The sequence below is a fragment of the Symbiobacterium sp. genome, from assembly GCF_040797425.1.
Classification (GTDB): Bacteria; Bacillota; Sulfobacillia; order Symbiobacteriales; family Symbiobacteriaceae; genus Symbiobacterium.
In genome coordinates, this window is record NZ_JBFNEH010000002.1 from 1 (window position 1) to 24,969 (window position 24,969).

The 24,969-nt window shown below is 67.4% G+C and carries 22 protein-coding genes; 20 read left to right on the top strand and 2 right to left on the bottom strand.

Features of this window, described 5'->3' with window-relative positions:
- From speE to AB2385_RS00800, 5 genes are all read left to right on the top strand, one after another.
- A partial coding sequence (gene speE / locus AB2385_RS00780; RefSeq protein ID WP_367652998.1) for a polyamine aminopropyltransferase occupies nt 1-698 on the top strand: 698 nt, incomplete at its 5' end.
- A gap of 2 nt (nt 699-700) precedes the next feature.
- Nucleotides 701-1,582 carry an agmatinase gene (gene speB / locus AB2385_RS00785; protein WP_367652999.1) on the top strand — a complete coding sequence of 294 codons (882 nt, stop codon included), beginning with the start codon at nt 701-703 and terminating at the stop codon, nt 1,580-1,582.
- A gap of 25 nt (nt 1,583-1,607) precedes the next feature.
- Nucleotides 1,608-3,284, top strand: coding sequence for an arginine--tRNA ligase (gene argS, locus AB2385_RS00790; protein WP_367653001.1), 1,677 nt, complete (start codon nt 1,608-1,610; stop codon nt 3,282-3,284).
- A 90-nt stretch (nt 3,285-3,374) separates the two neighbouring features.
- Nucleotides 3,375-3,542 carry a hypothetical protein gene (locus AB2385_RS00795; RefSeq protein ID WP_367653002.1) on the top strand — a complete coding sequence of 56 codons (168 nt, stop codon included), beginning with the start codon at nt 3,375-3,377 and terminating at the stop codon, nt 3,540-3,542.
- Between the two features lie 153 nt (nt 3,543-3,695).
- Nucleotides 3,696-4,109, top strand: coding sequence for a response regulator transcription factor (locus AB2385_RS00800; protein ID WP_367653003.1), 414 nt, complete (start codon nt 3,696-3,698; stop codon nt 4,107-4,109).
- A gap of 76 nt (nt 4,110-4,185) precedes the next feature.
- On the opposite strand, the gene AB2385_RS00805 is transcribed toward AB2385_RS00800, so the two are convergent.
- A complete protein-coding gene (locus AB2385_RS00805; protein WP_367653004.1) occupies nt 4,186-4,614 on the bottom strand; it encodes an OsmC family protein in 429 nt (142 codons plus the stop codon).
- Between the two features lie 139 nt (nt 4,615-4,753).
- On the opposite strand from AB2385_RS00805, the gene AB2385_RS00810 reads away from it, so the two are divergent.
- The 12 genes from AB2385_RS00810 (at nt 4,754) to AB2385_RS00865 (ending at nt 17,734) form a co-directional block, all read left to right on the top strand.
- Entirely contained in the window at nt 4,754-5,269 is a 516-nt protein-coding gene (locus AB2385_RS00810) for an RNA polymerase sigma factor (RefSeq protein ID WP_367653106.1), read from the top strand.
- Complete coding sequence (locus AB2385_RS00815) at nt 5,259-6,050, top strand: anti-sigma factor (RefSeq protein ID WP_367653005.1); 792 nt, start codon at nt 5,259-5,261, stop codon at nt 6,048-6,050. The genes AB2385_RS00810 and AB2385_RS00815 overlap by 11 nt, the downstream gene beginning before the upstream one ends.
- Nucleotides 6,051-6,168: 118 nt before the next feature.
- The gene (locus AB2385_RS00820; RefSeq protein ID WP_367653006.1) at nt 6,169-6,984 is read left to right on the top strand and encodes a patatin-like phospholipase family protein; all 816 of its coding nucleotides are present in this window, start codon (nt 6,169-6,171) and stop codon (nt 6,982-6,984) included.
- 141 nt (nt 6,985-7,125) lie between these two features.
- A complete protein-coding gene (locus AB2385_RS00825; protein ID WP_367653007.1) occupies nt 7,126-8,607 on the top strand; it encodes a sigma-54 interaction domain-containing protein in 1,482 nt (493 codons plus the stop codon).
- 60 nt (nt 8,608-8,667) lie between these two features.
- Nucleotides 8,668-8,961, top strand: a complete 294-nt coding sequence (locus AB2385_RS00830; RefSeq protein ID WP_367653008.1) for a hypothetical protein — start codon at nt 8,668-8,670, stop codon at nt 8,959-8,961.
- A gap of 134 nt (nt 8,962-9,095) precedes the next feature.
- Nucleotides 9,096-10,106: an L-erythro-3,5-diaminohexanoate dehydrogenase gene (locus AB2385_RS00835; RefSeq protein ID WP_367653009.1), complete on the top strand. Its 1,011-nt coding sequence runs from the start codon at nt 9,096-9,098 to the stop codon at nt 10,104-10,106.
- A gap of 188 nt (nt 10,107-10,294) precedes the next feature.
- Entirely contained in the window at nt 10,295-11,674 is a 1,380-nt protein-coding gene (ablA, locus tag AB2385_RS00840; RefSeq protein WP_367653010.1) for a lysine 2,3-aminomutase, read from the top strand.
- Nucleotides 11,667-12,845: a hypothetical protein gene (locus AB2385_RS00845; RefSeq protein WP_367653011.1), complete on the top strand. Its 1,179-nt coding sequence runs from the start codon at nt 11,667-11,669 to the stop codon at nt 12,843-12,845. The genes ablA and AB2385_RS00845 overlap by 8 nt, the downstream gene beginning before the upstream one ends.
- 67 nt (nt 12,846-12,912) lie before the next feature.
- A complete protein-coding gene (locus AB2385_RS00850) occupies nt 12,913-14,466 on the top strand; it encodes a lysine 5,6-aminomutase subunit alpha (RefSeq protein ID WP_367653107.1) in 1,554 nt (517 codons plus the stop codon).
- On the top strand, nt 14,463-15,224 hold the full coding sequence (locus tag AB2385_RS00855) for an OAM dimerization domain-containing protein (RefSeq protein WP_367653012.1): 762 nt from the start codon (nt 14,463-14,465) through the stop codon (nt 15,222-15,224). Before AB2385_RS00850 ends, AB2385_RS00855 begins: the two co-directional genes overlap by 4 nt.
- A 353-nt stretch (nt 15,225-15,577) precedes the next feature.
- Nucleotides 15,578-16,003, top strand: coding sequence for a DNA-directed RNA polymerase subunit delta (gene rpoE, locus AB2385_RS00860; RefSeq protein ID WP_367653013.1), 426 nt, complete (start codon nt 15,578-15,580; stop codon nt 16,001-16,003).
- Between the two features lie 102 nt (nt 16,004-16,105).
- Complete coding sequence (locus tag AB2385_RS00865) at nt 16,106-17,734, top strand: CTP synthase (protein ID WP_367653014.1); 1,629 nt, start codon at nt 16,106-16,108, stop codon at nt 17,732-17,734.
- A 7-nt stretch (nt 17,735-17,741) separates the two neighbouring features.
- Here the strand turns inward: AB2385_RS00865 and AB2385_RS00870 are convergent, their stop codons facing one another.
- Nucleotides 17,742-18,227, bottom strand: coding sequence for a hypothetical protein (locus AB2385_RS00870; protein WP_367653015.1), 486 nt, complete (start codon nt 18,225-18,227; stop codon nt 17,742-17,744).
- A gap of 255 nt (nt 18,228-18,482) precedes the next feature.
- Here AB2385_RS00870 and AB2385_RS00875 point away from each other — a divergent pair, with 255 nt between their 5' ends.
- The 3 genes from AB2385_RS00875 to AB2385_RS00885 all read left to right on the top strand — a co-directional run bounded on the left by AB2385_RS00875 (nt 18,483) and on the right by AB2385_RS00885 (nt 24,821).
- Nucleotides 18,483-19,808 carry an HD domain-containing protein gene (locus AB2385_RS00875; RefSeq protein WP_367653016.1) on the top strand — a complete coding sequence of 442 codons (1,326 nt, stop codon included), beginning with the start codon at nt 18,483-18,485 and terminating at the stop codon, nt 19,806-19,808.
- Nucleotides 19,809-19,958: 150 nt separating this feature from the next.
- Entirely contained in the window at nt 19,959-20,750 is a 792-nt protein-coding gene (locus AB2385_RS00880; RefSeq protein WP_367653017.1) for an NYN domain-containing protein, read from the top strand.
- A 450-nt stretch (nt 20,751-21,200) separates the two neighbouring features.
- Nucleotides 21,201-24,821: an S-layer homology domain-containing protein gene (locus AB2385_RS00885; protein ID WP_367653018.1), complete on the top strand. Its 3,621-nt coding sequence runs from the start codon at nt 21,201-21,203 to the stop codon at nt 24,819-24,821.
- Nucleotides 24,822-24,969: the final 148 nt, after the last annotated feature.

The window sequence follows — 24,969 nt, forward strand, 5'->3', positions numbered from 1 at the left end:
CCTGCGACCGCGACGAGTTCGTCTACCACGAGATGGGCGCCCACGTGCCCCTGGTCACGCACCCCAACCCCCGGAAGGTTCTCATCGTCGGCGGGGGTGACGGTGGCATGGCGCGCGAGGTCGCCCGCCACCCCAGCGTCGAGCACGTGGATCTAGTGGAGATCGACGAGCGCGTCATCGAGTGCTGCAAGACGTACTTCCCGCAGATCTCCGTCGCCCTCCGCGAGAGCCCGAAGGTGCACGTGCACGTGGAGGACGGCATCCAGTGGGTGCGGGAGCACCAGGCGGAGTATGACGTGATCATCATCGACTCCTCTGAGCCCATCGGCCCCGGGGCGGGGCTGTTCAGCGCCGAGTTCTACGCCAGCGCCTACCGCTGCCTGAAGGACGACGGCATCCTCGTGGCGCAGACCGAATCCCCGTGGGTAAACGCCCCGGTCATCCAGCAGGCGTACCGGGGCATCCGCCGGTCGTTCCCCATCACCCGGCTCTACACCTGCAACGTGCCCACCTACCCGACCGGGCTCTGGACCTTCACGCTGGGCTCCAAGAAGTACGACCCGCTGGAGGCCCGGCCGGAGGAGCGGATCGGTGCTCTCGGCCGCCTCAAGTACTACACGCCCGCGGTTCACTTCGCCGCCTTCCAGCTGCCGGGCTTCGTGGCCGACCTCGTGGCGGCGGAGGAGGAGCGGCGGTAGCCATGGGCGGGCGCAACTTCGCCGGTTTCCCGCACATCGAGCGGCTGGCTGACTTCATGGCGTCGTCGGACGACTACGCCTCCGCCCGGGCGGTGCTCTGGGGAATCGGGCAGGACTTCACCACCTCCTACCGCCCGGGCACGCGGTTCGGCCCCGTGCGCATCCGGGAGGCCTCGTACGGCATCGAGGAGTTCAGCTACCATTCCGGCCAGAGCCTCACGGAGAAGAACTTCTTCGACCTGGGCGACGTGGCGGTGGTCTACGGCGACGTGCGCGAGAGCCTGGCGCGGGCCGAACAGGTGGCACGCCGGCTCTTCGCCGATGGCAAGCTCTCCCTGATGATGGGCGGCGAGCATCTGGTCACCCTGCCCGTGGTGAAGGCGGCGTACGAGAGGTACGGCGACGACCTGGTGCTCTTGCAGTTCGACGCCCACGCGGACCTGCGGGAGGAGTACCTGGGCAACCCGCTCTCCCACGCCACGGTGATGCGCCGCTGCCTCGACTTCCTGCCGGCCCGGAACCTCTACCAGTTCGGCATCCGCAGCGGCACGCGGGAGGAGTACGAGTTCGGCATGAGCCAGTGCCACCTCTTCCCCCACGAGGTTCTGGAGCCGCTCCGACGAGTGGTCCCCACGCTGGGGGACAGGCCGGTGTACGTCACCATCGACATCGACGTGATGGACCCGGCCTTCGCGCCGGGAACCGGCACACCGGAACCCGGAGGCATCACCAGCCGGGAGATGATCGACGCCCTGCTGGCGATGCGCGGCCTCAACGTGGTGGCGCTCGACGTGGTGGAGGTGGCCCCGGGACTCGACCCGACCGACCGGACGCCGGTGCTTGCGGCCAAGTTGCTGCGCGAGGCGATCCTGGCGTTCGGCTAATGAGAGATAGGAGGACGGACCGGAGATGCGCGTGATCGAGAGCGTCAAGAGCGAGATTCGGCAGGCCCTGGCCGACGCGGTGACGCGGGCGGCCGCGGCCGGCCAACTCGTGGGCCCGGCCCCGGAGATCATGCTGGAGAGCCCGAAGGACAAGGCTCACGGAGACTTCGCAACCAACCTGGCCATGGTGATGGCCCGGCAGGAGAAGAAGCCGCCGCGCGTCATCGCCCAGGCGATCGTCGACCACCTGGAGACGGAGGGCACCTGGATCGAGTCGGTGGAGATCGCCGGACCCGGCTTCATCAACCTGCGGCTGCGCCACGGCTGGGTTCACCAGGTGCTCCCCGCCATTCAGGCCGAGGGGCCCGACTACGGCAAGAGCGATCACGGCCGGGGGCAGAAGATCCTGCTGGAGTACGTGAGCGCCAACCCCACCGGTCCCATGGTGTTGGTGCAGGCCCGCGCCGGCGCCTTTGGCTCTGCGCTCGCCCGCCTGCTCAACTGGGCCGGTTACGACTGCAAGACCGAGTTCTACGTGAACGACGCCGGCAACCAGGTGAAGATCCTGGCCCGCACCGTCGACCTGCGGGCACAGGAACTGCGCGGGGCAACAGTGGAGATTCCCGAGGGCTACTACCCCGGCGAGGACGTCATCGAGTGCGCCCGGCACCTGCTGGAGCAGTACCCCGACTTCCTGGAGCGGCCGGAGGAGGAGCGGCTCGCCTTCCTTGAGACCTGGGCGCCGGAGTACTTCCGGAAGGGCCACGAGGAGGTGTTGCGCCGCTACGGCGTCGAGTTCGACCGCTGGTTCCGCGAGCGGAGCCTGCGGGAAGCGGGGGCGCCGGCCCGGCTGGTGCAGTGGCTGCTGGATAAGGGCGAGGCCTACGAGAAGGACGGCGCCATCTGGATGCGCACCACCGCCTACGGCGACGACAAGGACCGGGTGCTGGTGAAGTCTGACGGGGAGTACACCTACTTCGCCGCCGACGCCTGCTACCACAAGGACAAGTATGACCGGGGCTTCACCACCCTCATCGACATCCTCGGCCAGGACCACCACGGCTACCTGGGCCGCATGAAGGCGATGGTGGAGTGCCTCGGCCACCCGAGGGACTCGCTGGAGATTCTCTTCACGCAGATCGTCCGCCTGTTCAAAGACGGCCAGGAGTACCGCATGTCGAAGCGGAAGGGCAACTACGTCACGCTGGAGGAGCTGCTGGAGCAGGTTTCGGTGGACGCCGCCCGCTTCTTCTTCCTGATGCGCAGCCTCGACACGCACATGGACTTCGACCTGGACCTGGCCAACCTGAAGTCCAGCGACAACCCGGTCTACTACGTGCAGTACGCCCACGCCCGCATCTGCTCGATCCTGCGGCAGGCGAAGGAGCAGGGCATCGACGTGCCTACCGCATCCGAGGTGGACCTCAGGCTGCTCTCCGACGAGTCCGAAGTCGAACTCATGCGCAAGCTGGCCGAGTTCCCCGAGGAGGTCATCGGCGCCGCGGACTCCCGGGAGGTGCACCGCATCCCGCGGTTCCTCAATGAGCTGGCCACGGTGTTCCACCAGTTCTACACCCGGTGCCGGGTGGTGACGGACGACCCGGCGCTCACCCGGGCCCGGCTGGTGCTGGTGGATGCCACCCGGATCGTGCTGGCCAACGCCCTGGGGATCCTCGGAGTCTCGGCGCCCGAGCGGATGTAACGTGTGATCGAATGGGGTCTGCCCGATCGCGGGCAGGCCCCTTTTGCGCGCCAGGGAGACGTGGAAACGGCCGCACTCGGTGGGCTCGCTGTGTACATGCTGACGGGCAGATCGGCTTTCTGGGCGATGGGCCTGGCTTCGGGCCGGGTGATCAGCCCCGTTCTCGCAGGTGCTACCGTCATCGTGGCGTTACTGTACAACACCCTCTGGGCCCGTACCGAGAAGTACCCGCGCCGCTACCCGAGTTTCTGGTGGTAAACGGGGCGGTGGCATAAGAAGCTAACCCGCCCTTGGTGCTTTCGTGCCCTCAAGGATGCCCGTTCCCGTGGTACGATGGACGCGGTGTGCCACGGGTGTGCGGCAGCGGCCGTCGGACTGCAGGCGGCCGGATGCGGGAAGGAGAGGGTGCGCATGCCTGCCTCTGCCTACGGGCCGGAGTTTGAAATACTGGAAGTGCTGCCGGTCGGCATCTCACCCAGCGACGAGGTGTTGCGGGCGGTGCGGTGGGCGCACCAAGGCCGGACTTACCTCAGCCCCGACAGCTCCACGCACATTGTGGCGGAGTACCTACAGGGCCGCAAAGCGCGCATGGCCACCGGCCGCTACGAGGAGCTGACGCCGCGGGAGCAGGAGGTCTTCCGGCTGTTGGTGGACGGTTACACCAACAAGGCCATCGCGCGGGCGCTGTATATCAGCCCGAAGACGGTGGACACGCACCGGGCCAGCATCATGCGCAAGCTGGAGGTCAACACGTTCCCCGAACTCGTGCGGTACGCGGTTTCCATCGGCCTCCTGGAGGTCGAGCCGGAGGAGTCGGTGTTGTAGGCGCACACCAAACCTTTGATATGTTACAATGAACGGAGCCCGCACGCGGGTGCGGGCTCCGTTCGCTTGTCTGCGCTTATTCTACAGGTTCGCCGTTGATCTCGATGCGGTGGGTAATCTTGGCGCCGTGGCTGAAGAGGGCGCCCACGGAGCAGTAGCGCTCCTCCGAAAGCTGGACCGCCCGCTTGACCTTGTCCGCGGGCACGTCGTTTCCGAAGACCCGGTAGATCACGCGAAAACGATCGTAGTACTTGGGGTACTCCTCCCGCGCCTCGGCCTCCACCGCCACCTCCACCCGGTCGAAGTCCACCCGCATCTTCTGCAGGATCGACACGATGTCCATCCCGGTGCAGCCGCCCAGCGCGGCCAGCAGCAGCTCCCCGGGCCGGGGGCCTCTGTCCTCGCCGCCGACCTCGCGGCTTGCATCCATGACGATGGTGTGACCGGAACCCACCCGGGCTTCAAACGCCATTCCGCCGGCCCAACGGACCAGAGCCTCTCTCATGTGGAAGATCACCTCGATACGTGATTCGTCGCTTATTGTGCATCGCCTGCCGAACCTTTTTCCCCCGTGACGCGCTCTTGATGGCGAGAGGCGTTCGGCGGCAGGGGCGCGCCGAGAAGGAGGGGATACCAGCGTGACCATGGAGGAGCGCTTCTTCGCACTCTACCGGCACGAGCAGGGGAAACTCTACCGGACCGCCTGGGCGATTCTCGGTAACGAGGCCGATGCCGCCGACGCGCTGCAGGAGGCCACGATCCGCGCCTACCGGGCGTTTGGGCAGCTCCGGGGCGGGGACGTGGCGTTCTCCGCCTGGATGCGGCGCATCCTCGTGAATACCTGTACTCAGATCCTGCGCAAGCGCATGCGGGTCATCCCCGTGGAGCGGCCCGAGGACCTCACCGCACACCCCGTCACGGAGGTGGACCTGCCCCTGGACGGGGACGTGTGGGACGCGGTGCGCAGCCTGGACGAGCGCTACCGGGCCGTGGTCGTGCTGCGCTTCCTGAACGACATGCAACTGGAGGAGATCGCCGCGGCCCTGGACATCCCCCTGGGCACGGTGAAGTCGCGCCTGCACGCCGCGATGAAACAGCTGCGCAACCGCCTGAACGCTCTCGGGGAACGAAAGGAGGGGCGCGGAGTCGATGCAGTGTGAGCAGATCCAATCGGAGCTGATCGCGTACCTCCACGGTACGCTCTCACCGCAGGAGCGCGCCGCCATTGAGGCACATCTGATGCAGTGCGAGGCCTGCTCAGAGGAGGCCAACGCGATGCGAGACATCAGCGACAAGCTGTCCCGGGGGCTCAAGGAGTGGGTGAACGAAGGGGTGTGCCCGCCGGATGTGGCGGAGCGCATCCAGCGCAGCCTGCGGGGCGAGAGCCGCCGCTTCACCCGGCGGCGCGCGGCCGCCGCGATCACGGCGGTGGCGGCCGCGGCTGCGGTGCTCCTGTTCGCCCTGTCCACCCAGCCCCAGTTTGCACAGCAGGTCGCGTCGGTGCCCTTCCTGGGGGCGCTCGCGGCCCACCTGCTGGAACCTGACCTGGAGATCCACCTGGACCCGCAGCAACGCATGACCGCAGCCCTCTTCCGGCCCCAGCGGTCGGTGAAACTGAACGTCACCGCAGAGGCCGAAGGGCTCAAACTCACGGTGACCGCGGCGGCGCTGAGCGACCAGTCGTTGCGCATCGCCTACACGCTGCGGGGCGAGGGGCTCACGCTGCCGGAGGACGAGAGGGCGCTGATGCCCACCGCCAGCACCGAATCAGGGCCGCTCACCTGCCGGTCGCTCACCGCAGAGCAGGGCCGGGGGGCGATCCACTTCCAGCTGTACTGCGATGCGGCGCCCGCAGGGGAGGCGATCAGCCTGACCGTGCCGCCGCTGCCCCGGGAGCAGGGAGGCACCTTCCCGTCTCTCACCGCCACGTTCAGCTACTAGAAGACGACATGCAGGCAGGGAGGCACCGTCCTCCCTGCCTGTTGCATAGGCTGGTGGGCGTCGGCGTCAGATTCCAAGGAGTCCGGCGAATTTTCGGCGAAGAGAGGAGGTGTGGCGCATGGCGCGAGAGCCCAGGATCGGGCTGGCCCTCGGGGGCGGCTTCGCCCGGGGCGTGGCGCACATCGGCGTGCTGCAGGCCCTGGCGGCGCATCGCATCCCGGTTCACGTCGTGGCGGGCACCTCTGCCGGCAGCCTGGTAGGCGCGCTCTTCGCCGCGGGCTGCGACCCGGGGCAGATGGAGCGGCTGGCCGGTGAGATGAACTGGCGATCGCTGGTGCGGCTGCGCCTGCGGCGCGAGGGCCTGCTGGACGCCAGCGGGCTGGAGCGCTTCCTGGTGGCCCGGGTGGGCGACCTCCACTTCTCCGACCTGTGCCTGCCCTTCGCCGCCGTGGCCACTGACCTGCTGACCGGGCAGGCCGTGCTGCTCACCCAGGGTCGGGTGGCCACCGCCGTGCGGGCCAGCTGTGCGTACCCTGGCCTGTTCCTGCCGGTGCGGTCGGGCCAGCACACCCTGGTGGACGGCGGCATCAGCCAGCCGGTGCCCGCGGCGGCCGCCCGCCAGATGGGGGCAGACCTGGTGATCGGCGTGGAGCTGAGCCAGGGGCGGAGCCCGGCCCAGCCGCCCCGGAACTTGATACATATCATGCTCGAGAGTCTGGCCCTGGTGCAGCAGCCCCTGATCCGGGAGTCGGCGGCCGACGCCGACGTGCTCATCCGGCCCGACCTGCAGGAGTTCAGCGTGTTCGAGCTGGACCGGGTGGGCGAGCTGGTGGCCCGCGGCCGGGCCGCCGCCGAGGCGGTGATCCCCCGGATTCGGGCTCGACTGGCCGAACTGTCCGGGCGGGCGGCGGAGCCGGGGCAGGCGGCGCACTGATGCGCGGCCGTGTCCGGTGCGGATCCGGCAGTCGGCCAGCACAAAGGCGGTCGCGCCGCAGGCGCCGCCAGCACGGGCCCGGCGGTGGGCCGGGGCTCTCACGGCGTCCATGCGTCAGCCAGCCGCGCGGGAGGGAGAGGCGTGATCGACCAGACGCGACTGCTCAAGGCCCTGATGGACGTCATCGACGAGGGCATTCACGTGGTCGATGAGAGCGGCGTGACCGTGCTCTACAACCACCAGGCGGGGCTGAACGACGGCCTCACGCCGGAAGAGGTGGTCGGCCGCCACCTGCTCGACGTGTTCCCCTCGCTCACGCCGGCCACCTCCACGCTGCTCAAGGTGCTGGCCACCGGGCAGCCCATCCCGGCCCACGAACAGACCTTCACCAACTACAAGGGCCAGCGGGTGACCACCGTCAACTCCACCCTGCCGATCTTCCACGAGGGCAGGCTGGTGGGTGCGATCGAGGTCTCCAGGGACGTCACGCGGGTAAGGGAGCTCTCCGAGCGGGTGGTCGGCCTGCAGGCAGAGCTGCTGGGCCGGAGGGGCGGCCGGAGCGCCGGGGCCAGCGGCGCCAGGTATACCATGGACGACCTGGTGGGCGAGCACCCGCTCATGGCAGCGGTGAAGGAGAAGGCGCTGAAGGCCGCCTGCAGCGACTCGCCGGTGCTGGTCTGCGGCGAGACGGGCACCGGGAAGGAACTCCTGGTGCACGCCATTCACGCGGCCAGCTCCCGGCGGCGCCGCCCGCTGGTGGCGCAGAACTGTGCCGCACTGCCGGAAGGGCTACTGGAGTCGCTGCTCTTCGGCACGGCCCGGGGTTCGTTCACGGGCGCAGAGGACCGGCCCGGGCTCTTCGAACTGGCCGACGGCGGCACGCTCTACCTGGACGAGATCAACTCGATGCAACCGGACCTGCAGACGAAGCTGCTCCGGGTGCTGCAGGACGGCCGCATCCGCCGGGTAGGCGAGACCGTCGAGCGGCAGGTGGACGTGCGGGTGATCGCCTCCACCAACGAGGACCCGGCGGCGGCTGTGGCGGCCGGACGGCTGCGGCGCGACCTCTACTACCGCATCAACGTGGTGACCCTGGAACTGCCGCCGTTGCGAGAGCGCCGGTCGGACATCCCGCTGCTGGTCGAGCACTTCCTGGCGAAGCACAGTGCCCGCCTCGGGGTGGAGCCGCGCCCGCTCAGCCCCGAGGTGGAGCGGCTGTTCCTCACCCACACCTGGCCCGGCAACGTGCGGGAGCTGGAGCACGCTCTGGAGGCCGCCCTGCAGCTGGCCAGCGGCCCGGTGATCACCGTGGCCGACCTTCCGGCCCACCTGCAGCGGCTCGCGGCGGAAGAGCCTGTCCAGCACCCTGACGGCTGGTCGCTGCACGAAGGGACAACGGTCCCCCGCAGCCAGGGGGGACGCTCACACGTGCACCGCGGCGACGGGCATACGCTGCGCCGGCGCCTGGCATATCTGGAGCGCGCCGCGGTGGAGAAAGCCCTGGAGGAGGCCGGCTGGAACCTGAGCCGGGCGGCCCGCATCCTCGGGCTGCCGCGGCAGACGCTGCAGTACCGCATGAAGGTGCTGGGCCTGAAACGACCCGAGCACATGCCGCACCCCTGAGCCCGCCGGGCCCAGGGGTCCATCCTGGCCTCTGCGCTTTCGGGCTCTACCTCCCAGCAGATGGGCGCCGCCGAGCGGTTCCAGGGGGAGGGGGCCGCGGCGGAGCGGGTGGTGCTCTGCGGTCCGGAGGGGATAGCGACCACGGGCACGGTGGGCCAGGTCACGCTGCCTCCTCAGGCGCTGGGGCCGATCCGCACCTTCTGCGCCGAGTACACGCAGGGGCTGGAGCATGCGTATACCTTTACCTTCTACGCCTCCCTGGTGGCCCTGCTCCTGGGCGCCATGATGCCCGGATGGCCGGGCAAGGTCGTGCGGCGCGGTGAACCAGCCTTGCAGGTGAGTCCCGCGGACTAGTCGCCCAAGTTTCGGCACATCCGCATAACAATGGGCCCTTATGCCGGGTTTTCGGCATAGGGGCCCTCTTTTTCATGCGCCCGCCGTGTTGGCACGATTATTGCAATTCCCACTCGTCAGGGAGTGATTCAGCAATGGCGATGGGCTGTCCCTACGGGACGCACCGGGTGCTGGAGCCCAAAGGCAGCCTGCCCCAGCCGGCCTGGCGGCTCGACAACGACCCGGTGATCTACGACAACGAGATCCTCATTGACGTGGAGCGGCTGAACATCGACTCGGCCTCCTTCCGGCAGATCAGCGACGAGGCGGGGGGCGACCCGGATCGCATTGCTGCCAGGGTCATGGCCATCGTGGCGGAGCGGGGGAAGATGCACAACCCCGTCACCGGGTCGGGCGGCATGCTGATTGGCACCGTGCGGGCGGTGGGGCCGGCGCTCCGGACCGATCTCAGGCCGGGCGACCGCATTGCCACACTGGTGAGCCTCAGCCTCACGCCGCTGCACCTGGAGGCGGTCCGCGCGGTCCGGCCCGAGGCCGACCAGGTGGAGGTCACCGGCACGGCGATTCTCTTCGAGACCGGGATCTATGCCCGGCTCCCGGACGACATCCCCGACGCCCTGGCCCTGGCGGTGCTGGACGTGTGCGGCGCCCCGGCCCAGACGGCCCGGCTGGTGAAGCCGGGGTACCGGGTGCTGATCCTGGGCGGAGGCGGCAAGAGCGGGCTGCTCTGCAGCTACGCCGCCCGGCGGGCCGGCGCGGCCGAGGTGATCTGCTTCGACTACAGCGAGGAGAGCCTGGCTCGGGCGCGGCGGCTCGGCGCGGCCCACCGCTACATCCAGGGCGACGCCCGCGATGCCCTGGGCGTGCTGCGGGCGGTGGGGGAGAAGGTTGACCTCACGCTCTCGCTGGTGAACCTGCCCGGGGCCGAGATGGGCGCGATCCTGGCCACGAAGCCGACCGGCACGATCTACTTCTTCAGCATGGCCACCTCGTTCACCGCCGCGGCCCTGGGGGCTGAGGGGGTGGGAAGCCAGGTCGAGATGCTGATCGGCAACGGGTATTACCCGGGCCACGCCGAACTCGCCCTGGACCTTCTGCGGGAGAGCCCCGCCCTGCGGGAGATCTTCACCGAAATCTACGCCTGAAACCCGGTGCACGCCCGTGTGAGGGGCGATCTGATCCGGGCCGGGGCCGCCCGGAACAGGACCTGCACCGGATGGGCGAGGACCAGCCACCGGAGGAGGGACCGGGTCGGGTGAGTTCGGTGGCCGTTCAGACCTCTTGAGGCAAGCAGGACCGGAAGCGCACCGACGTGTGTGGGAGGGACGACGGCATGCTTTCGAAGCCGCGCGATTGGCGGGAGATTCCGCTCTGGGCCGACGCGACGGAGGAGCAGTGGAACGACTGGCGCTGGCAGGTGAGCCATCGCATCACCAACCTGGCGCAGCTGAAACAGGTGATGAACCTCACCGAGGAGGAGGAGCGGGCGATCACCGACTCCGCGCACCTCTTCCGGCTGGGCATCACGCCTCACTACGCCACGCTCATCGACCCCGACGACCCCAACTGCCCCATGCGGCTGCAGGCCGTTCCCAAGTATGCAGAGCTGGCCTGGGCCGACTACGAGATGGGCGATCCGTTGCACGAAGACGTGGACTCCCCCGTGCCGGGCATCACCCATCGGTACCCGGACCGGGTGCTCTTCCTCATCACCCATGAGTGCTCGCTCTACTGCCGCCACTGCACCCGGCGGCGCATTGTGGGCGACCAGGAGGCCATGTCCACCGCCATGCTGGACCGGGCCATCGCCTATATCCGGGAGCACACCGAGGTCCGGGACGTGCTGATCTCCGGCGGTGACCCGCTGGCGGTGCCCGACCGGCGGCTGGAGTACGTCATCAAGAACCTCCGGGCGATTCCCCACGTGGAGATCATCCGCATCGGCACCCGCATGCCTGTGGTGCTGCCGCAGCGCATCACCCCCGAGCTGGTGAGCATGCTCCGGAAGTACCACCCCATCTGGCTGAACACGCATTTCAACCATCCCTTCGAGGTGCAGCATCCGAAGGCGCGGGAGGCGATGGAGCGGCTGGCCGACGCCGGCATCCCCACGGGGAACCAGTCGGTGCTGCTCAAGGGGGTCAACGACTGCGCCGTCGTCATGCGCCGGCTGGTGCACGAGCTCGTGAAGGTGCGGTGCCGTCCCTACTATATCTACAACTGCGACCTTTCCGAGGGGCTGAGCCACTTCCGCACGTCGGTGGCCAAGGGGCTGGCCATCATCGAGGCACTGCGCGGCCACACCTCGGGCTTCGCGGTGCCCACGTACGTCGTGGACGCCCCGGGCGGTGGCGGCAAGATCCCGGTGATGCCCCAGTACCTGATCGCTCGCTCCGACGGCCGGGTGATCCTGCGCAACTTCGAGGGGAAGATCAGCATCTACCACGAGGGCGCGCCGGAGGACCACATCGAAGACGGCCGGTGCACCATCTGCGGCACCGACCACAGCGAGATCCGCATCGGCCCGGCTGCCGAACTCTGGGCGGTGAAGCCGCGGTCGGGCGAGGTGAACCTGCCGGAGGGGGTCACCCGAGTGGGCCGGCCGCAGCCCGTGATCACGCCGGAGCAGCTGGCGGCGCTCGGGACCCTGGAGCCCGGAGCGTCTGCCGAGCCTGCGGCCCCTGCGCCGCAGCAGGAGGCCGGCGATGACTGACGCTCTGGCCCGGCGGCTGCTGGAGGCCGTCCTGCGGCGCCCCGGCCCGTCTCCGGCCCGCATCAGCCTGGTGGGCCTCTGCAAGAACGCGGGCAAGACCGTGACGCTCAACCGCCTGGTCGCGGCCGCCGCGGCGCTGGGGCACACCCCGGGGCTCCTCTCCACCGGGCGGGACGGCGAGGCGGTGGACGCGGTGACCGAACTGCCCAAGCCCCGCGTCTGGGCGCCGGCGGGGGCCTTGGTGGCCACGGCCCGGCCCGCCCTCGAACAGGTGGGCGGGAGCGGGTGCGACCCGGGTCAGACGGGCGGGCACGAAGCCGCCCGGGTGGAGGTGCTCCTGGAGACGGGCATTCCCACGCCTCTCGGGCCGGTGGTGATCGGCCGGGTGGCACGCCCGGGCGCGGTGCTGCTGGTGGGCCCTGGCCCGGTTGCGCGGGTCGAGGCGCTGCTGGCGGCCCTGGAGGCGGCCGGTGCGTCGCTCTGCCTGGTGGATGGCTCCTTCGACCGGCGCGCGGCCGCCGGGCCGGCGGTGACCGGCCGGGCGGTACTGGCCGCAGGCGCCGCCTACTCGGCCTCCATGGAGGCCACCGTGGCGCAGGTGGGCCATCTGCTGGAGCTCTTCGACCTGCCTCCGGCGCCAGGAGAGATCCTGGCCCGTCTGCCAGATGCCCCGCTGGACACCGACCGGCCTGCGCCAGGATTGGCCCGCCGTTCGGGCGTCGAACCGCACGGGAAACCGGCGCCCGTTGCCCTCCTCCCACCGGGCGGGCCGGCGCAGGCCGTGCCGGTGCGGAGCGCCCTCGCCGCCCTGGCCACCGTGGCGGCGGCGGCAGCGGCCTCCCCGCCGGGAACCGTGCTGGGCCTGGGCGGGGCCCTCACCGACGGCCTGCTGCTGGCCCTTATGGAACGGCGGCTCACGCTTCCGCTGCTGGTGCCGGACGCGACCCACGTGCTGGTGAGCCGGTCCGTCTGGCAGCGCTGGCGCCGGCAGGGCGGGACGGTCTGGGTGCGCCGGCCGGTGGACGTGGCCGCCGTCACCACCAACGCCTATTCGCCGGTGGGGCCCAGTTATCACCCCGCGGCTTTCTGCGCCCGGGTGGCCGCGGTGGCCGGGCGGCCGGTGGCCGACCTGGTGGCCGGCATCGCCCACAACCTGCAGATGGAGGCGTAGATCGCCCCTGAGGATGAACCGGACGAATCGCCCTTGAGATGAACCGGAGGGATCACACTTGTCGCTCATGCTGCACGTGGACCCTGAACAGGTGACCCGGGCCCGGGATCTGGCCCGCCGGATCACCGGGGCGGTGATGCCCTTCATCGAGGCCCACACCACCACGGCCATCGAGCGGGCCGTGGTGCGGCTCTTCGGTGTGGAAGGAGCCGGGCCGGACGGGGTGCCGCTGCCCAACCTGGTGGTCTCGTCTCTGCAGGAGGGCGGCGGTCTGGGCCGCGGCGCCGCCTTCTGGCTGGCCAACGGCTGTGCCCGGACAGGCCGCACGCCCCAGGCCCTGGCGGAGGAGGTGGCCGCCGGCCGGCTCGATCTGATGCAGCTGCCGCTGCTTTCCGAGGCCGAGATCCGGGCCGAGGCGGAGCGGCTCGCCCGCGCCGCCCTGGAGCGCATCCACCGGAACCGCCGGACCCGGGAGGAACTTATCGGCCGCTACGGCGAGCGGCCGTCGCCCTGGCTGTACGTGATCGTGGCCACGGGCAACATCTATGAAGATGTGGTGCAGGCGCAGAACGCCGCCCGGCAGGGGGCGGACGTGATCGCCGTCATCCGCTCCACCGCCCAGTCGCTCCTCGACTACGTGCCCGAGGGGGCGACCACGGAGGGCTTCGGCGGGACGTACGCCACGCAGGAGAACTTCCGCATCATGCGCCGGGCGCTGGACGAGGTGAGCGAAGAGCTCGGCCGCTACGTGCGGCTGACCAACTACGCCAGCGGCCTCTGTATGCCCGAAATCGCGGCGTTGGGAGCCCTGGAGCGGCTGGACATGATGCTTTCCGACTCGATGTACGGCATTCTCTTCCGCGACATCAATCCCAAGCGGACGCTCATCGACCAGCACTTCGCCCGCATGATCCAGGCCGAGGCCGGCATCATCATCAACACCGGGGAGGACAACTACCTCACCACCGCCGACGCCTTCGAGGCGGCGCACACGGTGCTGGCCTCGCAGTTCATCAACGAGCAGTTTGCCCACCGCTCCGGCATGACCGACGCCCAGATCGGCCTGGGCCACGCCTTCGAGATGGACCCGGAACTGGAGGACGGCCTCCTCTACCAGATGGCCGACGCCCTGCTCAGCCGGGTCTGCTTCCCGAACGCCCCGCTGAAGTACATGCCGCCCACCCGGTTCATGACGGGCGACATCTTCATGGGGCACGTGATGGACGCCATGTTCAACCTGACCAGTGTCGCCACGGGGCAGCAGATCCACCTGGTGGGGGTCCTCACCGAGGCGATCCACACGCCGTACCTGCACGACCGGTTCCTGGCCCTCGAGAACGCCCGCTACATTTTCAACAACGCCCGCCACTTCGCCGCGGAGTTCCAGCTGGTGCCGGGCGGGCGCATCGAGCGGCGTGCGGCCGACGTGCTGGCCCGGGCGGTGGCACTCCTCGAGTCCATCGCCGAGACGGGGCTGCTGCAGGCCATCGCAGCCGGCGTCTTCGCCGGTATCCGCCGGCCGCCGGAGGGCGGCAAGGGGCTCGACGGCGTGTTGCCCCGGAGCGAGGACTACCTGAACCCCTTCTACGACCTCTGCCGGAAAGGGGGCGGTGCGGCATGAGCCGGGTGATCCTGCCTTACGGTGACACGACGGGCGACGGCGCCGTACAGCTCTCCTTCACCCTGCCGGTGGCGGCGGGCCCCGCAGCCCGGGAGGCGGCGCGGCAGATCTGCCTCAGGATGAACCTGGAGAACCCGCAGGTGGTGGCCATGCGCGACCTCGGCGGGGGCTACACCTTCTTCATCGTGTACGCCCGGGCCACGCAGGGCGTGGACCTGGACGAGCTCCGCGTGCCCGAGGCCCGGGTGCCGAACTGGTCCCGGGAGGAAGTCGACCGCATCGTGGCGGAGCGGATCGGCCGGCCGATCCGGGTCGTCGGGGCCTGCACGGGCACCGATGCGCACACGGTGGGGCTCGACGCGATCCTCAACATGAAGGGCTACCGCGGCGACTACGGTCTGGAGCGTTACCAGGGATTCCGGGTGTGGAACCTGGGCAGCCAGGTGCCCAACGAGACGCTGGTGGCCAGGGCGCAGGCGGTGGAGGCGGACGCGATCCTGGTGAGCCAGGTGGTCACGCAGAAGAACGTTCACCTCGCCAACCTGACCGAGCTGGTGGACCTGCTGGAGGCCGAGGGGATGCGGGAGCGGGTGGTGCTGGTCTGCGGCGGCCCGCGCATCACCCATGAGTTGGCGGTGGAGCTGGGCTACGACGCCGGCTTCGGCCCGGGCACCCTGCCCTCGCAGGTGGCGGCCTTCATCGTGCAGACCCTGCTGGAGCGGGCGGATGGCCCGGACGGGACGGCCGGAAGACGCTGACTGCGGGGAGAGAAGCCGGGGACACGGAATCGGACGGCCGGAACCGCAGAAGGGATCGAGCCCGCCGCGGCCGCCCCGCTGAAGCAGATCCCGCCCTCGCGGGAAGGGCGGGGTCTGCCGTTTTTTCCGGGTATCCGCGGGCGGGTGCGCTGCATAGGTTGACAGGGTCTTGACGGATTGCCGCGCGCGGGCTAAATTCGCCTTCGGACACCGCCCGTGGCAGCAGGAATCCGCGCGCGGTGGTCGAAAGTGTTTTCGGTTTTTCCGGCGGCCGACGGGTCGGCCCGTGGACCTGTGGCTGCCCATCGGGGCAGATGGACAGACAGGGAGTGTAGATGAAGATGGGAGCGCCTATGGACCTGAAGCCTGACATGTCGGTGACCGACCTGGCTTATACCATTCTGAAGAAGCATGGCAAGCCGATGCATTTCAAGCAGCTCATCAGCGAGGTCATGCAGGTGAAAGCCATCCACCAGGAGAATCCCGGCCGCCTGATCGCGCAGATGCACACCGAGATCAACCTCGATTCGCGCTTCATCCACCAGGGAGGCGGCGAGTGGGGGCTCCGGGAGTGGCAGCCGAAGTCGGCCAAGGTGCGCACGCGCCCGGAGAGCGGCCAGGATGCTGACGAGGCCGTTCTCGACGAGGATGAGCTGGACCTGGTTGGGGAAGAAGAAGAGGAGGACGAGGAACTGGAGGACGAACTGGAGGACGAGTTCGGGCTGGAGGACGAGGAGGAGGAAGACCTCTCGGACGACGAGTTCGACGAAGACCGCTGATGCGGTCTCCCCTGCCTTGACAGAGACCACGCCTATGGCTAGTATGGTAAAGTATTTGCATACCGTACCAGGACCGGCCGAACATTCAGGGAGGGGCTCGCGATGGCCAAGTTCATTTTCATAACGGGCGGCGTGGTTTCAGGGCTCGGAAAAGGAATTACGGCGGCGTCCCTCGGCCGGCTCATCAAGAGTCGAGGCTATAGGGTCACCGCCCTTAAATTTGATCCGTACCTGAACGTGGACCCGGGTACCATGAGCCCGATCCAGCACGGCGAGGTCTTCGTCACCGAGGATGGCGGCGAGTGCGACCTTGACGTGGGGCACTACGAGCGGTTCATGGACGTGAACATGGGCAAGGGCAACAACGTCACCACCGGCAAGATCTACTCCTCGGTGATTGCCAAGGAGCGCCGGGGTGACTACCTGGGCGGCACCGTGCAGGTGATCCCGCACGTCACCAACGAGATCAAGGCCAACATCCGCCGGGTGGCCGAGGACAGCGGGGCCGACGTGGTGCTGGTGGAGATCGGCGGCACGGTGGGCGACATCGAGGGGCAGCCGTTCCTGGAGGCCATCCGCCAGTTCAAGAACGAGGTGCCCTCGAAGGACGACGTGCTCTTCGTCCACGTCACGCTGGTACCTTACATTGACGCCTCGGGCGAGCTGAAGACGAAGCCCACGCAGCACTCCGTGCGGGAGCTGCGCTCCATCGGCATCCAGCCGGACGTGATCGTCTGCCGCTCCGACCGGGAGATTCCCAAGGAGCTGCGGGAGAAGATCGCCCTCTTCTGCGACGTGCCGCCTGAGGCCGTCATCCCCAACATCGACCTCGACTCACTCTACCTGGTCCCCCTCGCCCTGGAGGAGGAGGGGCTGGGGCACATCGTCTGCCAGCGGCTGGGGCTGGCCGACCGCAGCCCCGACCTGACCGAGTGGCGGGGGCTGGTGGACCGGGCGCTCCGCCCCGAGAAAGAGGTGCACATCGCCCTGGTGGGCAAGTACGTCGCCCTGGAGGACGCCTACCTTTCGGTGGTGGAGTCGCTGCACCACGCCGGCATCCACCACAACACCCGGGTGCACATCCACTGGGTCGACTCGGAGCGGCTGGAGAACGGCTCCTCGGCGCAGGCGCTGGAGGCCCTGCTGGGCCAGGTGGACGGCATCCTGGTGCCCGGCGGCTTCGGCTACCGGGGCGTGGAGGGGAAGATCAACGCCGTGCGCTTCGCCCGGGAGCGCAAGGTGCCCTTCTTCGGCATCTGCCTCGGCCTGCAGTCGGTGGTGATTGAGGTGGCGCGGCACCTGCTGGGGCTGCCGAAGGCCAACTCCACCGAGTTCGTCATGGACTGCAAGGATCCGGTGATCGACCTGATGGCCGAACAGAAGGAGATCACCCACTTGGGCGGCACGATGCGGCTGGGGGCCTACCCCTGCAAGCTGAAGCCGGGCTCGAAGGCGCATGCCGCTTACGGCCAGGAGCTTGTCCACGAGCGGCACCGCCACCGCTTCGAGGTGAACAACGCCTACCTGAAGCAGCTGGAGGCCGCCGGCCTGAAGGCCGTGGGCATCTGGCCCGAGGGGAACCTGGTCGAGGTGATGGAGCTGGAGGACCACCCCTGGTTCGTCGGGGTCCAGTACCATCCCGAGTTCAAGAGCCGGCCCAACCGGCCGCACCCGCTCTTCCGCGATTTCATCAAGGCGGCCCTGGAGTACCGGGAGTCCAAGCAGGCGTAATGACCAATCATACAACGGGCCTGTGCAGCCAGAGCGGCGCACAGGTCCTGTTCTTTTTGTCCCGGGTTTCCAGGCCGAAGAGCCGGCGCTCGTGTTCCAGGAGCACGTGGTCCCGGTGGGCCACGATGCGTTCCATGCGGTTGAGCTTGTCGCGTACTTCCCGGCGGAACTCCTGCAAATCGGGATGCACCTGGGCCAGTCCTTCTTCCACCCGGGTGACGCGTTCCTCGACACCCGCGAGCCGTTCTCCCACATTCGTCAGGCGTTCCTCGACGCTCGTGAGCTGTTCTCCCACATTCGTCAGGCGTTCCTCGACGCTCGTGAGCTGTTTCTCCACGTTCGTCAGGCGTTCCCCCACGCCCGTGAACCGATCCGCCACCCCCGTCAGTGGTTCTTCCAGTCGGTGTTGGCCTTCCTCAAGGCGTGCTACGCGCTCGGCCAGACCGGCCTGACCCCGTTCCAGTGCCTTCAGCCGCGCAACCACCTCCTGCATCAGTCCGAAGAGCGCCTGGTATTCTCGCGGTCCACGTCTCACGCCCTCGCTTGCCGCTAGCCTTCCCCGCGGCTGGCTCCCATTATATCCCAGCCGAACATCTGTTGCAATACTGTTTGCGCAACTGGCGAACACTGACATGGGTGCCGTTTCGCGCGCATCCGAACACCTGGCAGGGATTCGCACAATCCTCGCAGTATTGAGGACTCAACAGTCTGGCGGCGGCCGCCGGGCCCCGCACCAGGGGGGAGGCCCGTGAAGGAGTACATCTTCCGCGATCCGATCCACGGCAACATCGCCGTGACCGACGAGATCATCTTCAAACTCATCCAGAGCCCGGAGTTTCAGCGGCTCCGGCGCATCCGGCAGCTGGGCACCTCCTTCATCTCCTACCCCGGGGCGGAGCACACCCGGTTCGCCCACTCCCTGGGCGTCTACCACCTGATGAATCGGGTGCTGCGCCACCTGGTGGAGCACGGGGTGGAGATCGACCCCGACGAGCGGGCGCTGGCGTGTGCCGCGGCCCTGCTGCACGACATCGGCCACGGCCCCTTTTCCCACCTGTTTGAGCGGGTGACGGGCTCCCGGCACGAGGAGTGGGTGGCTTGCATCATCGCCAGCCCCGATTCCAGCATCTCCCACATCCTCGCCGAGAGGAATGCGGCCTGGCCGGTGCGTATTGCCTCCTTGATTAGCGGAACCTGGGAGGGGCGGCCCTTCCTGAAGGAGCTGATCGCCAGCCAGCTGGACGTGGACCGCATGGACTACCTCCTGCGGGACAGCCGCATGTGCGGCGTGACCTACGGCCAGTTCGACCTGGAGCGGCTGATCCAGACCCTCACGGTGGTGGACGGCCACGTCGTCCTCACCGACAAGGGCATTACCTCGGCCGAGGAGTTCCTCCTGGCTCGGTATTTTATGTACTGGAACGTCTACTTCCATAAGGCGACCCGCTCCAGCGAGACGCTGCTGGAGCTGGCCGTGCGCCGGGCCGTGGCGCTGGTGCAGGGCGGCGCAAAGGCCGACCTGGGCTTCCTGCCGCCGGCGCTGGAGCCGGTGCTGAGCGGCGAGCCGCTTAGCCTGGCCCAGTACGTGGCCCTGGACGAGACCGACGTGCTCTACGCGGTGAAGCGCTGGACGGAGGCGCCCGACCCGGTCCTCGCCGACCTGAGCCGGCGCTTCCTCCACCGGCGGCTGCTGGCCGGCATTCGGCTGGAGGAGCCCCTCAGCGCCCCCCGGGAGGAGGCGGTGCGGGAGGCGCTCCGGGCCGCCGGGTTCGAGCCTGACTATTACTACCGCATCGACCGGGCCGCGAGCGTCGCCTATCAGTACTACGTGCGGCCCGACCAGGGCTCCACGGCCCCGATCCAGATCCTCCTCTCCCGCACCGATCCGCCCGAACTCCGGGAGGTGACGGCGGTGTCGGAGGTAATCCGGGGGATCGCGGCCCAGCCGGTGGCCCGCTGCTACCTCTTCGTGCCGCGGGAGGCGGCCGCCGGGGTGCGCCGGGCCCTGCTTGAAAGCGGAACACCATCCAGTTCTCTGACTCGGGGCGAGGAAGAAAGCGGTGATCGCCTGTAACTGCGGGTTGGAGCGCTATGACGGGGAACCGGGCGAACGTGCCGTGTGGCACGGTCCGCCCGGTTTTCGTATGCTGGCCAGTAACCGTGGTATGGAAGGGGCGGCATCGGCCAAAGCTAGGAGCAGGGTGACTAATGAGGAGGGACCCAGTTGAGATCGGTCATCTTTATGGATTACGAGAACATCTACTGGAGCATGAAGCAGCAGTACGGCGTGGCGCCCGACCTGGACCGGCTGATTACGAGCCTGCGGGAGATGGGGGAGCGGTCCGACGGGCAGGTCTGCCTGATGCAGGCGTACGCAGACTTCGACCACGAGGAGTTCCGGGGGCTGATGAGCGACCTGCAAAGGCGCAGCGTGGAGCCCCGGCATGTCTTCTCGAAGAACTACGAGGACGGCACCCGCAAGAACGCGGCGGATATCGAGATGAGCCTCGATGCGCTGGAGTTGATGTACACACGGGATGACATCGACACGTTCGTGCTGGTCTGCGGCGACCGGGACATGATCCAGGTCATCCGGAAGCTCAGGGCCCGGGGCAAGTACGTCCACGTGGTGGCCGTGGAGAAGACGATGAGCAAGGATGTGATGTCCTTCGTCAACCAGTTCACCACCATCGAGTCGCTCCTGGGCATGCTGCCGCCGGCGATGCACGACATGGAGATGATGATCCGCAAGCTCGACAGCGCCGAGTACGGCAAGCCGTTTGTGGGCCTGAAGTACTTCCTGCGGGTGCTGGCGGGTTCCGACATCGTGGACCGGAAGACGTACGAGCTCGTGAACCAGGCGATCGCGGAGGGGATCATCGACACCTACAAGGTGCCCAACCCGAAGGACGAGCTCTTCCCCACCACCGCCTGCCGGCTGAACCGGGAGCACGAGCTGGTGAAGCGGGTGCTGGGCACGGGCCAGAAGGGCCAGCCCGGCACGGTGACGGCCTAGCAGAAGGGCGCAACAATGGGAAACACCGCCCCGCACGGGGCGGTGTTTCCGCGCGCCCAGGGATTTACTCCAGTTTTCGCGCGGATTCGCGGAACAAATCGGTCTGTCCGGCGTCTATTTCTGTGCGACCCTGAACAAGGGGAGCAAGGCGACAAAAAACGCGCGGAAAGCGGGAACAATGCCGCCCCGAATGTCGTCTCTAAACCTGTCGGTCGGCTGCCACGAGTCCCACCCCGTGGAAGGGGAACGGCCAAACACTGCTAATGTACGCGCGAGAAGGAATTGCGCTCTGCGGGCCGAACCTAGTTTACTCGGCGGACAGGTTCCGCCGCCTCACCCCGAATGGTCTTACGGGGGCGAGCCCCAGCCAAGGTTGCAAAGCTTCCTCATGTTCACCGCTCGTGAGGAAGGTAGCTTATAGGATCCTTAGACGAAGGAGGCTACTAGAGAATGGGCTTGATGAAGAAGCTGACGTCCGCTGTCGTGGCGTCCAGCCTCGTTCTGGGCCTGTTTGGCACCGCCCTCGCCGCCCCGACGGCTGAGGAAGCCAACGCGGCCTACGAACGGCTGAACTACTACGGCATCGCGGAGGGCATCCTGCGTGAGGATGGCACCAAAGATCCCGCGCTGGATGAGACCCTGACCCGGGTCCAGATGGTGGCCCTGCTGGTCAAGGCTTTCGGCCTGAAGGAGTCTGCCCAGTACATGGCCGGCGCCCAGACCTTCAGCGATGTGCCCGCCAACCACTGGGCCAGCGGCTATCTGGCCATCGCCAAGAACATCGCCGAGAAGAACGGCAACGTGATCGGCTATCCCGATGGCACCTTCGGCCCGGAGAACCAGGTTACCGCCATCGAGGTCCTGGGCTTCGCCCTGAAGTTCCTCGGGATCCCGGTCAGCGGCGGCGCTAACTGGAAGGACAACATGATCGCCGCTGCTAAGGACGCTGGCGTGCTCACCGACGCCGACGTCGAGAAGTATCTGTCGAACCCGGACGAGGTTGCCACCCGCGGTCTGGCGTTCGCCATGGCCGATGCCATCTTCTACAACTACAAGGGCGCTGACGGCAAGTCGGTCTACACCCGGATCGACACCGAGGTCCCGTCGGTGACGCTCGGTGAGGTTCCCGCCACCACGAACAAGGCCTCCATCGAGATCACCGGTACCGTCTCCGGCGACTACATTGAGGTCTATGTCGGCTCCGACAAGGTCACCGTCAACCCGGACGGCACCTTCGCCCATGCGGTGGCGCTGAAAGTCGGCTCCAACAGCATCGAGGTCACCGCTAAGGACCGGGCCGGCAACGTTGGCTCCGCCAAGGCTGTTGTCGAGCGGGTCCCGGGCGAGGCCGCCAAGATCCAGATCACCGCTCCTGAGGGCGGCGTGGCTGCTGGCTCTACCATCGACCTGCCCGTGGCCATCGTCGACGCTGAGGGCGCGAACACCGGCATCACCGACTTCAAGGTTGACGCCGGCGAGGCCGGCACCTGGGCCGACGGCAAGCTGACCGCTGGCACCAAGGCTGGCAAGTACACCATCACCGTCACCTACGAGGGCCTCGAGCCTGCCACCGCCGAGATCGAGATCGTGGCTGGCCCGCTGGCCAAGGTTGAGGCTGAGACCAAGTCCGTCAAGCCCGGCACCGCCGTCAAGCTGATCGGCGTTGACCAGTACGGCAACAAGGTCGAGGGCGTCACCTTCGCTGAGGCTGAGGACTACGCCGAGGCCTTCATCGAGGGCGACCAGTTCATCGCCACCAAGCCTGGCACCTACAAGGTCGTCGGCACCAAGGGCGAGGGCGAGGCGGCCGTCACCGCTGAGGGCACCGTCTCCGTCTTCGGTGACCATGCCAGCTTCGACATCGCTGTCGACGGCGAGCTGGTTGCCAACGGCGCTACTGAGTACACCGTGACCGTTACCGCCGTTGACAAGGACGGCAACGCTGTCACCGACTTCGAGGACACCGTGACCCTCGAGACTAACCTCGAGTTCGCGAAGGACCAGAGCCCTCAGGTTAAGGCTAAGGATGGCGTAGCCACCTTTAAGGTGATCGTGCCCGAGGGCATGGAGGGCCTTGAGGCTGAGTTCACTGCCAAGTACCAGAAGGACGAGAAGTCTGACGTTATCGAGGCCTCCGAGACTTTCGAGGTCAAGGCTCAGGTGGCCACCAAGCTCGAGCTGGAGGCCGATAAGTACCTGGCCATCAACGTCGACTCCGCGTTCAGCGGCAAGGTCAAGGTCCTCGACCAGATGGGCGAGAAGATGCTGACCGGCGATTCCGTCGAGGTGACGCTGACCATCACCGGTCCGGCGTACTTCGAGGACACCGACGACAAGGAGATCGTCGTTGACGTCGGCGGCGAGCTGCCCTTCGTGATCGAGCCGGTCGACCGTTACACTGACGGCACCGTCACCATCACCGCCACCGCTGAGGGCCTGACCAGCGATTCTGTCGAGGTCATCGCAGCGTACGCGATGGATCCGAAGAACGTCGTCTTCAAGGCTGTCAGCAGCGAGGCTCAGGTGGCGGGCACTTGGGACTACAACGACGAGGCCGGTGACGGCAAGAAGTACGACTTCAGCAAGGGCAACGGCAAGGCCTTCGAGTTCGAGATCCGCCTGAGCGACAAGAACGGTGTCCCCGTCGCCGCTGACAAGGCGTACGACCTGGAGCTGGTCTTCGATAGCGACAAGGCCAAGGACGAGCTTGCTGTCTCCGTCGACGGCGAGAACTGGTACGGCCCGGACAAGGACGGCAAGGTGAAGTTCCCGAGCGCCTTCAAGAACGCTGGTCAGGCGAGCGTCAAGGTCCAGGTCAAGGCCAAGAAGCTGACCGGTGACATCAAGGTCACGGCTAACATCAAGGATCTGACCTCGGCCACGGGTACGGTCTCGTTCAAGGCCAACGAGATCGACACGGCCGTATTCGATCCGGCTAACGTCTACGTCCTGGCGAACGAGGAGTTCCCGCTCACTCTGGTCGTCAAGGACGAGGCGGGCAACGTCGTGCCGAAGGCCGGGCTCAAGGTTCAGGTCTGGGCGGTTGGCGCCGACCAGTACGTGAAGCTGGATGGCAAGAACCGGTCCGACAAGTCGCCGCTGGAGGTTACCACTGGCGAGGATGGCAAGGCCACGATCAAGGCTCTGGCCCTTTCCTACCTCAAGACCTACACCATCAAGGCTAATGTCCTGGATGGCGACACCGAGCTTGTCAAGGACGTTGAGGCCAAGGTCAATGTGGCCAGCTCTGTGGCCAAGTCCATCAGTGTCACTACGTGGACCTACAGCGACGAGGGTGGCTGGAAGCGGGTCTCCTCGGTCGACGCCGGCACTCCGTTCTGGGTCTTCGCCCAGGTGACGGACAACAACGGCATCAAGCTCACCGACAGCGACATCTACACGGTCACCGATCGTCTGTCCGTTGGGAAGATTGACGGCATCGAGAAGAAGTTCGGCACCACTTATGGTGTTGCTGAAGGCGACGCGACGCTCGGCGTCAACACTCCTGGCGGCGGTGCGGTTGATGCTTGGGTTGCCGGCCCGTTCGTTGTGACCGATGCTGATCGGTACACCGTTAAGGTCACCGATAGCGGCAGCCCGACGAAGGTTGAGGCGACTCGCAGCATCAGCGTCGTGGCTGGCGATGCCAACAAGCTGGCGTACGACGGCGACGATGAGATGACCTTCAAGAACGGCGAGGTCCTGGAGATCACCCTGAGCATCACCGACAAGCACGGCAACAAGGTGCCGGCCGCGAAGGTGACGAAGGACTTTATCACGAGCAAGTACAAGGCCGCCTACGAGAAGCACGGCAAGTACTACGTCGACGTCGAGCTGAAGGCTGACGAGGGCGCCAACGCCACTGACGGCGAGTATGCCATGATCCGCCTGAGCGAGAACGGCGGCGGGACCAACAAGGTGAGCATCGAACTGAAGCAGTTCGTCAACACCTATAAGGTCTACGTTGTCATCAACGAGCTCAGTGATCCGGCTGACGGCTACGGCCTGTACGTCGACCATGACGGCGACGGGCCCGACGCGGCTGAGAAGATCGTCACCCTGAAGAAGTAACGGTCAGCACTGCCGTTGCGGAGCGAAGAGAGCGAAGCCTTCGGGCTTCGCTCTCTTCAGCTCTTGAAGGGGACGCGTCAGTATAGAGGCGCAACGGATTCCGTGTATGCCAACCGGCAACGCGAAAGTCCATGGAGGTTAGGTAGCA